This window comes from Rhizobium aureum (assembly GCF_030182495.1).
Taxonomy (GTDB): Bacteria; Pseudomonadota; Alphaproteobacteria; order Rhizobiales; family Rhizobiaceae; genus Rhizobium; species Rhizobium tropici_C.
This window is the reverse complement of the sequence record NZ_JAQJCI010000008.1, coordinates 51,072-64,730: the sequence shown is the minus strand read 5'-3', so window position 1 is coordinate 64,730 and position 13,659 is coordinate 51,072. Positions and strand designations below refer to the sequence as shown.

The following is a 13,659-nucleotide window of genomic DNA, read 5'->3' as shown; positions in this document are numbered from 1 at the left end:
AGCTCCGGGCAGCCGTCGCCGTCCGGAGCTTGCTGCTCGGCTGTATGTCAGGATGCCTGAGCTTCTCGGACGAAATAGCCCATTTCCTCGGCCCGCTTTTCAAGAGACGCGCGCGCCTGTTCAAGCACCTTGCCCGCATAGACCGGAGGATAGCACCAGTCATTCCAGGTCCGCGTCGCCGCATCGGCAAGAGAGCCGAACCGCAATACGCCCGGCTCGAGGAAGGAAAGACGCCCACCAAGATCGAGATAGGTTTCGGTCTGTGCTCCCTCGGCAAGGACGATCGCATGCTGCTCCAACTCGATATGGAAATATTCGAATGGGGCCAGCGTCGCCTCCTGCGTGATCGTCGAGCCGTTGATGAGGAACTTGGCCGGGATCAGCGATTCTTCCAGGAACATGCAATGATCGGGAGAGACATAGAGATCGCGAGCGGGAATATTTTCCGCGATAGCGCCCGCCTGGATACGGATCGGGAGCGTGTCGCGGGGCTTGTCGATCGCCTTGGGATCAATCCGGCGACGGCCGACCCATTTGATCTCAGCCACACCCTTGTGAGTGACGACGAGATCGCCGACCCGCAGATCCTCGACCGGAATATTATCTTCCGGCGTCCGGATGAGTGTGCCGCGCAGAAAGCAGCTCGTAAACGTCAGCGTATCTGTGCTGGGGTCGTAGGTATAAGTGACGCCCGCCGGGATCGTATAGGAGCCGAGCGGGCTCAGGATACCCAACGCGCCGTAAAAGGTGACGGTATTGCCGGACTGCTGGACCGAGTTTGAACCCACGATTTCGATCCTGTCGCCGCTCTGAACGTTCGTGACATTCGGTGGCGTCGAAATGTTCAAATTGACGAGACCGGGATCGTATGAGAACAAGCCGGTGCCATTGGCATTGGCAAAGTCCACGGTGACGCCGTTCAGCAAACCGACGTTGAGCGCACTGGCTTCGACGTTAATGCTGGAGCCAGCGCCGATCGCATAAGTATAGGTCGAACCGGCTCCGATATTCGCAAGGCCGGCATTGAGCGTCACATTGGCACCGTTGATGGCTTCGATCGTTGTGTTCGAAAGCGCGCCAGTACCAACAAGACTGCTGATATTGACGTCCACGCCATCGACTATGACCGTGCCGTTGGAAACTAGGTTCAGTTGGAGCGTGTCGGACGAGTTACCGGCATTGCTGCTATTGATGGTGGTCGTGCCGCCATTGATTAGATTTACGTCAATCAAAGCCATGCTATTGTCCTCTCTCTTAGGCTAACATTTTGTCTTTCAAGGCAAAATGAGTGTCAGAACTTATAGTTCAAGCCGACACGGATGGCGTGAAAGTCGGGGCTGGCCTTGGTAGAGAGCGCGTCACCGCCCATGTTCTTGCTCCCGAAATCCACATACTGATACTCGAGTTTTGCCGTGATGTGGTCGGTGAAGGCGTGTTCGACACCTGCGCCAACGGTCCAGCCCGCCTTGGTTGCGTCGTCGTCGAAGCTGCCGACGCCGGCTAAAGAGCCCTTGTACTTGATGTGACCGTAGGCAAGACCGCCGGTGCCGTAGATCAGGGTATTGTCAAATGAGTAACCGATGCGGGGACGGACTGTGCCGTACCAGTCGATCTTCGATGAGGCGCTCGCTATATCGCTTCTGAAGGAATCACTGATGTCAGCGCCCTGGAAATCGGCTTCGAGGCCGATCACCCAGTTGGGATCGAACTGATAGTTGTAGCCGATCTGGCCACCGCCGAGGAAACCCGATCCCTCGATCTTGCCAAACCTGCCGAGATAACTCCCGAACGAGTGGAAACCAACATTGTCATTGCCGCCAAAACCACCGCCCGCATTCAAACCGACATAGAAGCCTGTCCATGAAAATACCGGTGCCGTCTCGGCGGGAGCCTCTGGCGGTGTCGAGACGGCAAGATCGGCCGCATAGCCCGCACTTGCCGCAACCATCGTCAGAAGGAAAGCGGTAGATCCCAAAAACTTGCGCATTCGAAAATTCTCCTCGAAGGAATTCACGAGATTCAACATGTAACTGGTGAAAGTCCACGTCGACGCCATAATATAGGCGTGTTTATAGCTGTAAATACGCCATCACTAATATATATTTTCGGAATACATACTTAATTTGTACAGAATTGTCGTAATATGTATTGAAGTATGACTTCATATTTACTTGTGAGTCGCGATGGATTCCTTTGTTGCCATAGACCGCAACGGAAGGGGTCGATTTTACACCGCGTCGTTCCAGCATCCTGGAATCAGGATGCAGCAGTTCGCAACACCCCTTCTCGATCAGAGAAAGCCGATTGTTTGTGAGCACTTAGTGGTGACGCAATCCGATACGCGCTGTCGCTTTCGATATGGACAGACGCCGGACTGATCTGCAGCTTTTTGCTGCTACTGCAGACATCGATCCGCTGCAGTGGGAGGCTCGACGGGGCGGACCCTTGAAGGTACGTCGAGCCTCCCCAACGGCCATCCACCCTATTCGTCATCTTCACTGAGGATCGATCAAAGATCGCTTCGAGCAATCCTGGCGCGAACATAAGGCCGTATCATGCGCCATCGACCGGCCGCTGTGACGTTGCGAAACAAACAAGCAGCCAGGGTTAGGTTATTGCTCACTCTAATGTCGGCTTTCCAAAGTCAGGCGCAATCAGACTTCTCACGTCGTTTCGCGTATGGACGATATGCCAGTAGCAGGCGACATCTTTGCAACTATCGCAACCGCCAAATTGCGATGGTCGGGAGGTTCGGTCGTCTGCAACATGCATCGGCCGGACCTCCTCGTATCCCTATGGCCAATTCCCGTTCGGCCGCCTTTTGAAGAGAACCGCCAAGACGGGCCAATGGGCAGTCGGCATCGCTGAAAAACGGCTGGCCGCTCTTCATTCAGAGTTCACGAGGATGCCAGCCGCCTTGGCGGCCGCGATGAATGCAGATCGAACCTGCTGCGGCGACGCCCTGCCCGCGATGCCGTCTATGCAGATGTGAAGCGCGTCTTCGAATGCCTCTCCATAGCGCACCGGCCATTGTGTCGTCAGGCACTCCACCGCACGCGTGACGGAATCGACAATCTGAACTTCGCCATCGTCGTCGAGGCTGATTTCGATCGGCTCGAACGCAAGATTTCGGAGATTGCCGGAATTTTCGCCGGAGAAATCCTGCCGATCCTGAACGGCAGTTCGTTCGATCCCTGCGTATCTTCTTTTCATGACCAGCTTGCTCAACAACGTCATGTCGCGAGCGATATCATCTGCCTTTGGCGCAGGGCCAGGAGTTCTAGAGGGATTCGAACGAACAAACCGTCCGCCGACATCAGGGCCGGCGCCAAAATTCTTACCATTCCGCCCCATGCCAACTTGCCCTATTTAGCGTCCTCAACCCCAGCCCATCACAGGCCTATGCCGCGATACGTTGCATCGATAAAAGTATTACTATTAGAAATCAACAATTTAACGTGACCAAAGTAGAGCCCCAAAACGAGTTTGACCAGTATCGCTACAACAAAAACCGTGAATATCAGCTATGGAAACGTTCCCTGCTTGCTTTATAGTGTATAATTATGGAAATTTCGCCTAAAGGCTCCATGAACGGATTTCCTTGTGAGCTAAGCTACATGTCCCCGAGCTACATTTCTCAGAGCTACATGGCAGCGGACATGTTCTGATGGCTACTAACCACGCACGGCCAACCGCCTTCATCGGAGCCCGGTAAAAAACATATGCGCTTCGCGGATCTGCGAATTCGACCGGAAAGGCTTTCACGCCAATCCGGATCGCAGAACGAAGGTGGGAAGGAATACGAGAAAATGAACATCGCCCTGCGCTATGTCGTGCGCGGCCATATTGCAAGCGAGCTAGAGGCCGGTGTTCTGCGATTTTCCGCGAGAGAAATGAAGGGGCGCACCGAAGTGCGCCGCTTGTTCAGACGACGAAAAAAGTCGATGGCGGAACCTGCAATGCGGTGGCAATGCGGCGAAGTTTCGCCGAATCCGCTTCTGCACCAGCCTCGATTTCAATGATTTCCTCACTGGTGAGACCACAGGTTTCAGACAGATCGTCAACCGTATAACCGATGGCTTCACGCGCCTGCCGTACGGCAGCTGCGATTTCCCCATGGGGAACGGTAGAAACCTTTGAACTATCGATATTATTCGGAGTAATGGACATGAAATTTCTCCTTCCAAAGTCCGCCGGCCAGCTCGTTGCCGGGTGAAGGCAGCTATTGCAGCCATGAGGCATATCGACCTAAACAGACACGGCCGAACGCTGGGTCAATATAGGCATCAATGCGGCAAGGGCAAGCATGGAAGCGCATAGCTGCCCGTCGTCTGGCTCTCGGCTCATGTCATATTTTAATATTAGGTGATACCGCTGCACGTTACGGTCACAAATAGCCGAGTGCTTCTGGAGACCTAGTTTGCGATCGTTCACAGCCACGAAATCCGATGGGCCAGCACCATCCATGGCCACGAAGGCTACTTTTTGCTTCTTGCCTTGCGTATCTTCCGTTCGGCCGCAAGCAGGAGACCCTTGAGCTCCGGCTCGCGCACGCGATTGGCCGCTTCGGTGAAAGAAACCCATTCGACGCGGCGCTGGCCTCGCTCCGGGAAGTCCTGCAGCACCTGATCGACCTCAAGCAGATGCAGCTCGACGATGCAGGGAACGCGATTGCCGTCGGCAAGCTGCTTCAGATAGGTGAAGTAGCCGAAAGGCTTCTTCTTCACTTTTCCGCGCACGCCGGCCTCCTCATAAGCCTCGATGGCTGCGACCTCATGGGGTTTCTTGCCCTTGATCGGCCAACCCTTCGGAATGACCCAGCGCCCGCTTTCCCGGCTGGTGACGACGAGCATCACGGCATCGTCGCATTCGACTTCTTTCCTATAGCAGATCGCAGCATATTGTTCGTGGACGCGGCCATGAAGCAGCGCATCCGCATGGGAAGCAAGTTCTGACAGGAAACTCTCCGAACGCCTCAAGGCCTTATGCTGCGCTGATATTGAAGACGCCATGCGCAGCTACCCGCGGCAAGGCCGATAGAGGCAAATCCGCCCCAAAACCGGCAAGTGTGCGCTCATAAAATCCGTCTCCGACACGCTGCCTCCTGTCCTGCGGCTCCGTCGAATTACACAACTGTCAGTATGATGCTGTGAGCCGTTGCAGTGACAGTTTTATGAAGCCTGCTGTTGATGAGGACAGTTGCACGGCTTGTTGCGGTCGATACACGAAACTGTGACCGGCCGGCTGCCGGAGCTGAAACGGCCCCCGAAGGGGCCGTTCCATCCTTGGGAGGATGATGCGAAGCCTACTCGGCCGCCTGCAAGGCAGGCACCTCGATTTCCTCGCTCAATTGCCCCGCCATGGCGGCCGCAAACTTGGTCTGGTCGAGCTCGTTTTCCCAGCGGGCTACGACGATCGTGGCAACTGCATTGCCGACGAAGTTCGTCAGGGCGCGGCATTCCGACATGAAACGGTCGATCCCGAGGATCAGCGCCATGCCGGCGATCGGAACCGAAGGCACGACCGCAAGCGTGGCGGCAAGCGTGATAAAGCCCGCACCAGTGATGCCGGCGGCCCCCTTGGAGCTCAGCATGGCCACCAGCAGCAGCAGCACCTGATCCCCGAGCGACAGCGGCGTATCGGTTGCCTGGGCGATGAACAGCGCCGCCAGTGTCATATAGATATTGGTGCCGTCGAGGTTGAAGGAATAGCCCGTCGGGATGACAAGGCCGACGACGGAACGCTTGCAGCCTGCACGCTCCATCTTGTTCATCAGGCCCGGCAGTGCGGCTTCAGACGATGAGGTGCCAAGCACCAGCAACAGCTCTTCCTTGATATAGCGGATCAGCGCAAGGATCGAAAATCCGTTATAGCGCGCGACGGCGCCGAGCACGACGAGCACGAACAGCAGCGACGTGGCGTAAAAGGTACCGATCAGGAAGGCCAGATTGGCGATGGTGCCGATGCCGTACTTGCCGATGGTGAAGGCCATGGCGCCGAAGGCGCCGATCGGCGCGAACTTCATCAGAAGCGCGACCATGCGGAAGATCGGGGTGGTCAGTGCCTGCAGGAAGTCAGTCACCGGGCGGCCACGTTCGCCGGCGGCGCCGAGCGCAATGCCGAAGACCACCGAGAAGAACAGCACCTGGAGAATATCGCCCTTGGCGAAAGCGCCGACGATCGTGTCCGGGATGATGTTCATCAGGAAGCCGACAACCGACGCGTCATGGGCTTGTGCTGCATAGTTGTTGACGGCCTTCGTATCCAGCGTCGCCGGATTGATGTGCATGCCGGCGCCCGGCTGCACGACGTTGGCAACGATAAGACCGACGATCAGCGCCAGGGTCGAGAAGGTCAGGAAGTAGATGAACGACTTGCCGACGACGCGGCCGAACTTCTTCAAGTCCGACATGCCGGCGATGCCGGTCGTAACCGTCAGGAAGATGACGGGCGCAATGACCATGCGCACCAGTTTGATGAAGGCATCGCCGAGCGGCTGCAACGATGTGCCGAGCTGCGGATAATAATGGCCAAGCAGGATACCGGCGGCAATGGCGGTCAGAACCTGCACGTAGAGATGCCGGTAAAAGGGAAGTTTGCCGCGCGTTTCGGCGGCAGCGATGGGAGCAATCATGATATCCTCCTTTAAGCCCAACCGATCTCTCGGCCCTCCGGGCGACGACTAGAATTCAACAGCCTCCGACTGTTCCGTTCGCCGTTGCAACGGGCATGCCAATTGAGGGACATGGCATCAACTATTTGATTTCATATGATTTAAATTTCTCGAGCGCGAGCATATCTTAAAACATGTGCGGCAATCCGCACATGTTGAATTGCGGTCAGCGCGAAAACATGCACAATATGGCGATGCTACAACGCGCCGCCACAGATCGACTTTTGACGCCAGAGCAACTGAGCCGGCGCTCCCGTCGCGTTTGGCTCGCCTTCGCATTCCTGTGCGCCGCTATCATTGGAGTCGCCCTTTATGGTGCAAGCTTCTACGGCCGTGTCTCCGCGATCGAGGCACTGCAGAGGCAGGCACATACGGACGCCAATCTCAAGGTCGCACTTTTGCGGGCGGTCCTCGAGCGTCCCCGCGCCTTGCCGCTCTTGCTGGCGGATGATCAGCAAGTGCGTGAGGCGCTCGCGGGACGGCGGATCGACGACATCGTTGCTCTGGACCGCAAACTGGAGAACCTCGTTTCCGGCACCAGCGCTTCGGTCCTCTACGTGATCGGCAAGGACGGCGTCACGATGGCCTCCAGCAACTGGCGGGAGCCCTTGAGCTTCGTTGGCAATGACTATTCCTTCCGCGACTACTTCAGCAAGGCTATGGAGGCGGGAACCGCCGAGCACTACGCGCTTGGTACGATCAGCAACCGCCCCGGCCTCTATATTTCGCGCCGCGTCGGCGATGCCGGTTCGGCACTGGGCGTTGTCGTGGTGAAAATGGAATTCGATCAGTTGGAGGCCGATTGGAGTGAGAGCGGCCGTCCCGCTTATGTGACCGACGAACGCGGCGTCATCCTCATCACCAGCCTGCCTTCATGGCGCTTCATGACGACGACGTCACTTGGCCGAGAAGAAGCGGCGGCCATTCGCAAAAGCTTGCAATTCGGCGCCGCTCCGCTCTCGCCGCTGCCGGTCAGCCGTCCGGAGGCCGTCGGCCCGGATGCGACCATCGTTCGCGCCGTCCTGCCCGGCAGCAGCGCCGCCGAATATTTGCGGCTGACGACCTCAATCCCTTCGACGCCCTGGCAGCTCGGCTATCTCATCCCGACCGATCAGGCCATTGCCTCTTCCATGCGCGAGACGCGCTTCCTGACTTTGACCGTCCTGCTGCCGATCCTTGCCTTCGCCGCCTTCCTGTTGCGGCGGCGCCATGTCTCCGTCATGCAGATCGCCGTCAGCAGGATCGCCCGCGAGGAGCTGGAGCGCCGCGTCCTGGAGCGTACCGAGGATCTCAGCCGTGCCCGCGATCGGCTGGAAGCGGAGATCGCCGACCACCGGGCGACGGAGGCCAAGCTGCAGGGGGTGCAGCAGGATCTCGTGCAGGCCAACCGTCTCGCCATTCTCGGTCAGGTCGCCGCCGGCGTCGCTCACGAGATCAACCAGCCCGTCGCGACGATCCGTGCTTATGCAGAGAATGCGCACATCTTCCTCGACAGGCAGCAGACGGAGCCGGTCAAGGACAATCTGTCTGCGATCGCGGCGCTGACCGAGCGCATCGGCACGATCACCGAAGAACTGAAGGCCTTTGGCCGCAAGGGAAGAACCGCGCCCGAGCCGGTTGACATCAGAAGTGCGATCGAAGGTGCCGTCGTCCTGCTGAGGAGCCGGTTTGCCGGCCGTCTCGACGCCCTGAAAATCGACCTGCCGCCGACAGGTCTCCTCGTCGTCGGTACGCGCATCCGACTGGAGCAGGTCCTGATCAACCTTTTCCAGAATGCATTGGAAGCTCTGGAAGGTCGGGAACAGGCCAAGGTCGAGGTCTCGGTACGTGAGACGTCAGACGATGTCGAGATCGTCGTCTCGGATAATGGGCCGGGCATTCCCGCCGCAATCCTCGATCAGCTGTTCACGCCTTTCAATACATCCAAGGAAAAGGGCCTCGGTCTCGGCCTCGTCATCTCCAAGGATATCGTCGTCGATTATGGCGGCCGCATCGATGTCGAGAGCACCGGCATCGGTACCCGCTTCACTATCCATTTGTGCAAGGCCACAGCATGAACGAAAGCTCCCCCGTCTTCCTCATCGATGATGACAAGGATCTGTTGAAGGCGACAAAGCAGACCCTTGAACTTGCTGGCTTTATCGTCTCCGCCTTCCCTGCTGCGACCGAAGCGCTGAACGCTCTGGATGCCGGCTTTGCCGGTGTCGTCGTCTCCGATATCCGCATGCCGCAGATGGATGGCCAGCAGCTCTTCGCCCGCATCAAAGGGTTCGACCCGGATCTGCCTGTCATCCTGATGACGGGCCATGGCGATATACCGATGGCGGTTCAGGCGATCCAGGACGGCGCCTATGATTTCATCGCCAAGCCTTTCGCCACGGATCGATTGGTGCAGAGCGTGCGGCGCGCGGCCGAGAAGCGGCGGCTCGTTCTGGAGAACCGCGCTCTGCGGCAGGCGGCGGAGCAGGCCCAGGGCGATCTGCCGCTGATCGGCCAGACCCCGGCAATTGAGCGGCTGCGCCACACGTTGCGGCAGATCGCCGATACGGATGTCGATGTCCTGGTGACGGGAGAAACGGGTAGCGGCAAGGAAGTCGTGGCAAGCCTGCTGCATCGCTGGAGCCGCCGCGCCAAGGGCAATTTCGTTGCGCTGAATTGCGGCGCCCTGCCCGAAACAGTGATAGAGAGCGAACTCTTCGGCCACGAACCGGGCGCCTTCACCGGTGCGCAGAAGAAGCGCATCGGGCGCATCGAGCATTCGAGCGCGGGAACATTGTTTCTCGATGAAATCGAAAGCATGCCGCCGGCGATCCAGGTGCAGATGCTGCGCGTGCTGGAAATGCGCGAGGTGACGCCGCTCGGGACGAACGAAATCCGCCCCGTCGATCTTCGCGTCGTGGCGGCAGCAAAGGTCGATCTCAGCGATCCAGGCCAGCGCGGCGATTTTCGCGAAGACCTTTACTATCGTCTCAACGTCGTCACGCTTTCGATCCCGCCGCTGCGGGAGCGGCGCGACGACATCCCCCTGCTTTTCGGTTATTTCGCCGAACGTGCCGCCAGCCGCTTCAAGCGCGATGTGCCGGCTGTTACGGCCACCGTGCGCCGCCATCTGCAGCAGCACGATTGGCCGGGCAATGTTCGCGAACTCTCGCATTTTGCCGAACGCTTCGTGCTTGGATTGGAGGCGAGCGTCCTGCCGAAATCCGGCGACGCGCCGACGGTCGAGGCAGGGCTTTCATTGCCCGTCCGCGTCGAGCGCTATGAGGCAGAGCTCATCCGCGAGAGCCTGCAGCAAAACAATGGCGACGTCAGGAAGACGATAGAGGCGCTGGGTATTCCGCGGAAGACTTTCTATGACAAGCTTCAGCGCCACGGGATCGTGAGGGGCGATTTCGCCGGCCTGGACGGTGACGACCGCAGAAGCTGACGGACCAAGGAGATGTCGGGACCACACCTAGGCGCTTGCAAGCCTCAAGTCCGGCATGGAAGCATGCCGTGCCGCAATCTGCGCCGTCCGGTCAAGCGCCAGCATGGCCTGATCGATAACGTCTGCAAGTGCGTCTGCGCTCTTGGCAGCCTGCACGACCAAGGGCGCGCTCAGGCAAATTCGAAGGGCGCTGGCCGGCATCTCGCCGAAAACGGCGCAGCCTACAGGCTGGCCGATATGCACGGCCGCGAACCCATCTTCCTCAATGACCAGTTCCTTGTAGACCGCCGCGGTCTCTACCGCGTTCAAGACACCTGCATTGCCAGCGTCGCGCAGGTAGAACGAAAAGATCGAAGGGATTTCATCCCAACGGCGCACCGATGGAACGCTCCACAGGCAGCGCCGATCAATGGCACGGCTGTCCAGCAACGCAAAGGCAGGATCGTTGGCAAGCCTGGCTGTCACGGCTTCGGCGAAGGCGGAGAGAACGACTGTGAGCTGCTCCTCCGGAAGAACGACGAAGGATTGCAGCTCGAACAAGGCCGCCTTCCAGCGCAGAAGCAGGCCGAAATTGGCGCGTTCGGGCAAGATTTCACGCGCCGCCCAACCCTGTGGCCATTCGGCCCTGCCGCAATAGTCGGCCAGAGCCGCCGGCAGGGGGCGGTGCTTAAAGCGTTCCGACATCTGCGGCGGGCACAGAAGAGCGCCGCTGAAAATCGGTCCGGCAAGGAACTTCGATCCTGTCAGGGCCACCATGAAGCCATGCGCGAGGTAGGCGCGAATCGTTGCCGCCGAAAGGCGGAACTGGCAGCCATCGATCATGATGTCGAGCACGTCGCCGAAACGTGCCTTGAGGCGCAGCACGCTTTCCAGGCTCGGCGCGAGAAGGCTGGTTTTCGACACATCGGTCACGACGAGCAGGCATCTCAAGCCTGCGGCGCGGCCGAGCTCGATCAGGCCACGCAATTCTTCCTCGACTTCGCTATCGGCACGAAGGGAGCCATCCTTGGTGCGGACGGCGATGGTCGCATTGCGCGTCGCATCCCCGGGCCGCAGTTCCTCGCCCTTGGCAACAGCCCTGTCGCTGCTGACGCGGGCCATGAAGTGGCGGCCGGCCGAGGCAGTCATGACGCCGCTGCCGGTCTCGCTGCCCATCAGCGTGATGGTCATCAAGGCGCGATCATCCTCACGCGCCAGAAGCGATGCAGCAAAGAGATGGATGTCCGTGCCCGACGTTGCGAGGATAACGTCGACATGCGGCTGTCCGGCGACCTGATTGAGACCGAGCAGCCGCAGGAGGTCCTGACGTACTCGTCCAATTTCACGCTCATAGATGGTTGCGGCCGATCCGTTTTCCATTTCGCGGACCAGATCGGCGTAGTAGCTTTCGACTTCGGCAAAGGCAGCGGCGGAGATGGTCGATGCGGTGGAAGAGCCGAAAGCAAGGTCGCTCGGACGAGGTGCCGGGCCGTAACCATACATATTGAGGCCGGTGACGATATCGCAATCCAGTCGCTCGTCACCGCCAGAAACCAGGCACTTTAAAAGCGCCTCTCTTTTCTCGCTCGATTGCTGCGACGACGCGCCTGCGATGACATTGTTGTCCAGGGCATTATCATCAGCAACTTGCTGCATGGAGAAGCATTCCTTTTGCGTCATCGGTAAAACGCATTGCAGGAGCGCCTTGCGTTTTCTGCCGGGCGATAAAGCCTCGGCAGCAGGACATTAGACCCGACAAGATGGAGCGAGGCTGACGTGGCCGCGTGACGAAGATCGCTGGCAAAGCCAATAAAAAACCCGCGATCCGGAGACCGCGGGTTCGAAGAAATAACGCGCAAAACTGCCTGTCAGCTTGCGGCTTCGATCTTATCCTGCGTCTTGGTCTCGAAGTCACTGGCATCGTGGCGCTCACGCAGCTGCTCGGACGGATCGCCAGACATGCGATTGACCATGCGGCCGCGCTTGACGGTAGGACGCGAGTAGACCTGTTCGGCCCAGCGCTGAACATTCTTGTAATCCTGCACCTGCAGGAACTCGGCCGCGCCATACTGCCAGCCTTTGACCAAACCGCCGTACCACGGCCAGATGGCGATATCGGCGATCGTATAGTCGCTGCCGGCGATATATTCGCTTTCGGCAAGACGACGGTCGAGCACGTCGAGCTGGCGCTTCACTTCCATGGCGAAGCGATCGATCGCATATTCGATCTTTGTCGGGGCATAGGCGTAAAAGTGACCGAAGCCGCCGCCGAGATAGGGCGCGCTACCCATCTGCCAGAATAGCCAGGAGAGGCATTCGGCGCGAGCCGGCTGCTCGCTCGGCAGGAAGGCGCCGAATTTCTCGGCGAGATACACCAGGATCGAGCCGGATTCGAAAACGCGGACAGGCTTCGGGCCACTGCGGTCGAGCAAGGCCGGAATCTTGGAATTCGGGTTGACGTCGACGAAACCGCTGCCGAACTGGTCGCCCTCGCCGATCTTGATCAGCCAGGCATCATATTCCGCGCCGCTATGACCGAGTGCCAGCAGCTCTTCGAGCAGGATGGTGACCTTCACGCCATTCGGCGTACCAAGCGAATAGAGCTGGAGAGGATGACGTCCAACAGGCAGTTCCTTTTCGTGGGTCGGTCCCGCGATCGGGCGATTGATATTAGCGAACTGGCCGCCATTGGCCTTGTTCCAGGTCCAGATCTTCGGCGGCGTGTATTCGGCAGAACCGGTCATGGGCATCCTCCTGTTTCGGGGAATCACGTTGGGGGTTGGTCTTCGATGTAGCGCGCTACAGGTGTCGCACATAGTGGCGACTGTTCATTTTTGCGAGAGGTGGTCTTCGGTTTTCAAAACAAGCAGCGATCGGAGGTGGCGCAACGGCAATGACCGCGTCCGACGCGCGATGGGGCCGGTGACGATGAAGCGGAAATCGGTTGAATGCGGCCTGAAACGAAAAAGCCTGCCGCGGGAGGAGGAGCGGCAGGCTTTCTACAAGAACCGAACAGCGGACGGGAGGAGGAATGCCGCTGTTCCCGCAGTCGTCCCTGGGAGGAGGAGAAGGACGTCTGCAAAAACGAAGGGATGCGGGAGGAGATGCATCGCTTCGATGAAAAGCATAATAGCCGATTCTTGCTCATAGGATAGGCATTTCTTTGCAGGGCAGTTATGCGCTATGCGAAAAGCGGCTGGCTTTGCAGATCTGCATGCGGCCCGGGAAAAGAGCCTGGACCGTCCCCTCCCCCGGCAAAACAAAAGCGCCTGCTCGGGAAGAACAGGCGCTGGCATAATGCAGCTTTATAAGGAGCCGTCGAGGCCGTTAGCGAGCGATCGCTGCGCGGGCCACATTGCGGATATCACCGCGATCGATACCCAGATCATGCAGTTCGCGCGTGGACATACGGCCCAGTTCGGCGACCGTCTGACGATACTTGCGCCAGTTATTGAAAGAGCGTGCTACGTTCATGATGATCCCCTTTCCTTGGGCTTTCGAAGCTGAGCGGCCGTGCTTGGCGCTCCCGTCGCTTCGATGAGAAATATATAGTCGAACCCCTCAATCTTTTGCAGAGCTA

General features: G+C 58.6%; 11 protein-coding genes. 2 read left to right on the top strand and 9 right to left on the bottom strand.

What is annotated here, in order from left to right; genetic code table 11:
* Positions 1-47: 47 nt before the first annotated feature.
* The 6 genes from PH552_RS19460 to PH552_RS19435 form a co-directional block, all read right to left on the bottom strand.
* Positions 48-1,238 carry a Hint domain-containing protein gene (locus PH552_RS19460; RefSeq protein ID WP_113250398.1) on the bottom strand — a complete coding sequence of 397 codons (1,191 nt, stop codon included), beginning with the start codon at positions 1,236-1,238 and terminating at the stop codon, positions 48-50.
* A gap of 53 nt (positions 1,239-1,291) precedes the next feature.
* The gene (locus PH552_RS19455) at positions 1,292-1,987 is read right to left on the bottom strand and encodes an outer membrane protein (protein ID WP_112344993.1); all 696 of its coding nucleotides are present in this window, start codon (positions 1,985-1,987) and stop codon (positions 1,292-1,294) included.
* Between the two features lie 899 nt (positions 1,988-2,886).
* On the bottom strand, positions 2,887-3,213 hold the full coding sequence (locus tag PH552_RS19450; protein ID WP_246698446.1) for a DUF982 domain-containing protein: 327 nt from the start codon (positions 3,211-3,213) through the stop codon (positions 2,887-2,889).
* Between the two features lie 711 nt (positions 3,214-3,924).
* Positions 3,925-4,170 (bottom strand): helix-turn-helix domain-containing protein, encoded by a 246-nt coding sequence (locus PH552_RS19445; protein WP_112344991.1) that lies wholly within the window; start codon positions 4,168-4,170, stop codon positions 3,925-3,927.
* Positions 4,171-4,478: 308 nt separating this feature from the next.
* A complete protein-coding gene (locus tag PH552_RS19440; RefSeq protein ID WP_113250400.1) occupies positions 4,479-5,012 on the bottom strand; it encodes an NUDIX hydrolase in 534 nt (177 codons plus the stop codon).
* A gap of 293 nt (positions 5,013-5,305) precedes the next feature.
* Complete coding sequence (locus tag PH552_RS19435) at positions 5,306-6,634, bottom strand: dicarboxylate/amino acid:cation symporter (protein ID WP_112344988.1); 1,329 nt, start codon at positions 6,632-6,634, stop codon at positions 5,306-5,308.
* Between the two features lie 218 nt (positions 6,635-6,852).
* Between PH552_RS19435 and PH552_RS19430 the strand changes: the two genes are divergently transcribed.
* Together PH552_RS19430 and PH552_RS19425 are read left to right on the top strand one after the other, a co-directional pair.
* Complete coding sequence (locus PH552_RS19430; protein ID WP_112345214.1) at positions 6,853-8,730, top strand: sensor histidine kinase; 1,878 nt, start codon at positions 6,853-6,855, stop codon at positions 8,728-8,730.
* Positions 8,727-10,100, top strand: a complete 1,374-nt coding sequence (locus tag PH552_RS19425; RefSeq protein WP_113250401.1) for a sigma-54-dependent transcriptional regulator — start codon at positions 8,727-8,729, stop codon at positions 10,098-10,100. The genes PH552_RS19430 and PH552_RS19425 overlap by 4 nt, the downstream gene beginning before the upstream one ends.
* Positions 10,101-10,127: 27 nt before the next feature.
* On the opposite strand, the gene PH552_RS19420 is transcribed toward PH552_RS19425, so the two are convergent.
* The 3 genes from PH552_RS19420 to PH552_RS19410 all read right to left on the bottom strand — a co-directional run bounded on the left by PH552_RS19420 (position 10,128) and on the right by PH552_RS19410 (position 13,553).
* A complete protein-coding gene (locus PH552_RS19420; RefSeq protein ID WP_112344986.1) occupies positions 10,128-11,735 on the bottom strand; it encodes a hypothetical protein in 1,608 nt (535 codons plus the stop codon).
* Between the two features lie 212 nt (positions 11,736-11,947).
* Positions 11,948-12,823, bottom strand: coding sequence for a glutathione-dependent disulfide-bond oxidoreductase (gene yghU, locus PH552_RS19415; protein ID WP_112344985.1), 876 nt, complete (start codon positions 12,821-12,823; stop codon positions 11,948-11,950).
* Positions 12,824-13,406: 583 nt separating this feature from the next.
* Positions 13,407-13,553 carry a DUF1127 domain-containing protein gene (locus PH552_RS19410; protein ID WP_112344984.1) on the bottom strand — a complete coding sequence of 49 codons (147 nt, stop codon included), beginning with the start codon at positions 13,551-13,553 and terminating at the stop codon, positions 13,407-13,409.
* Between the last annotated feature and the right edge of the window lie 106 nt (positions 13,554-13,659).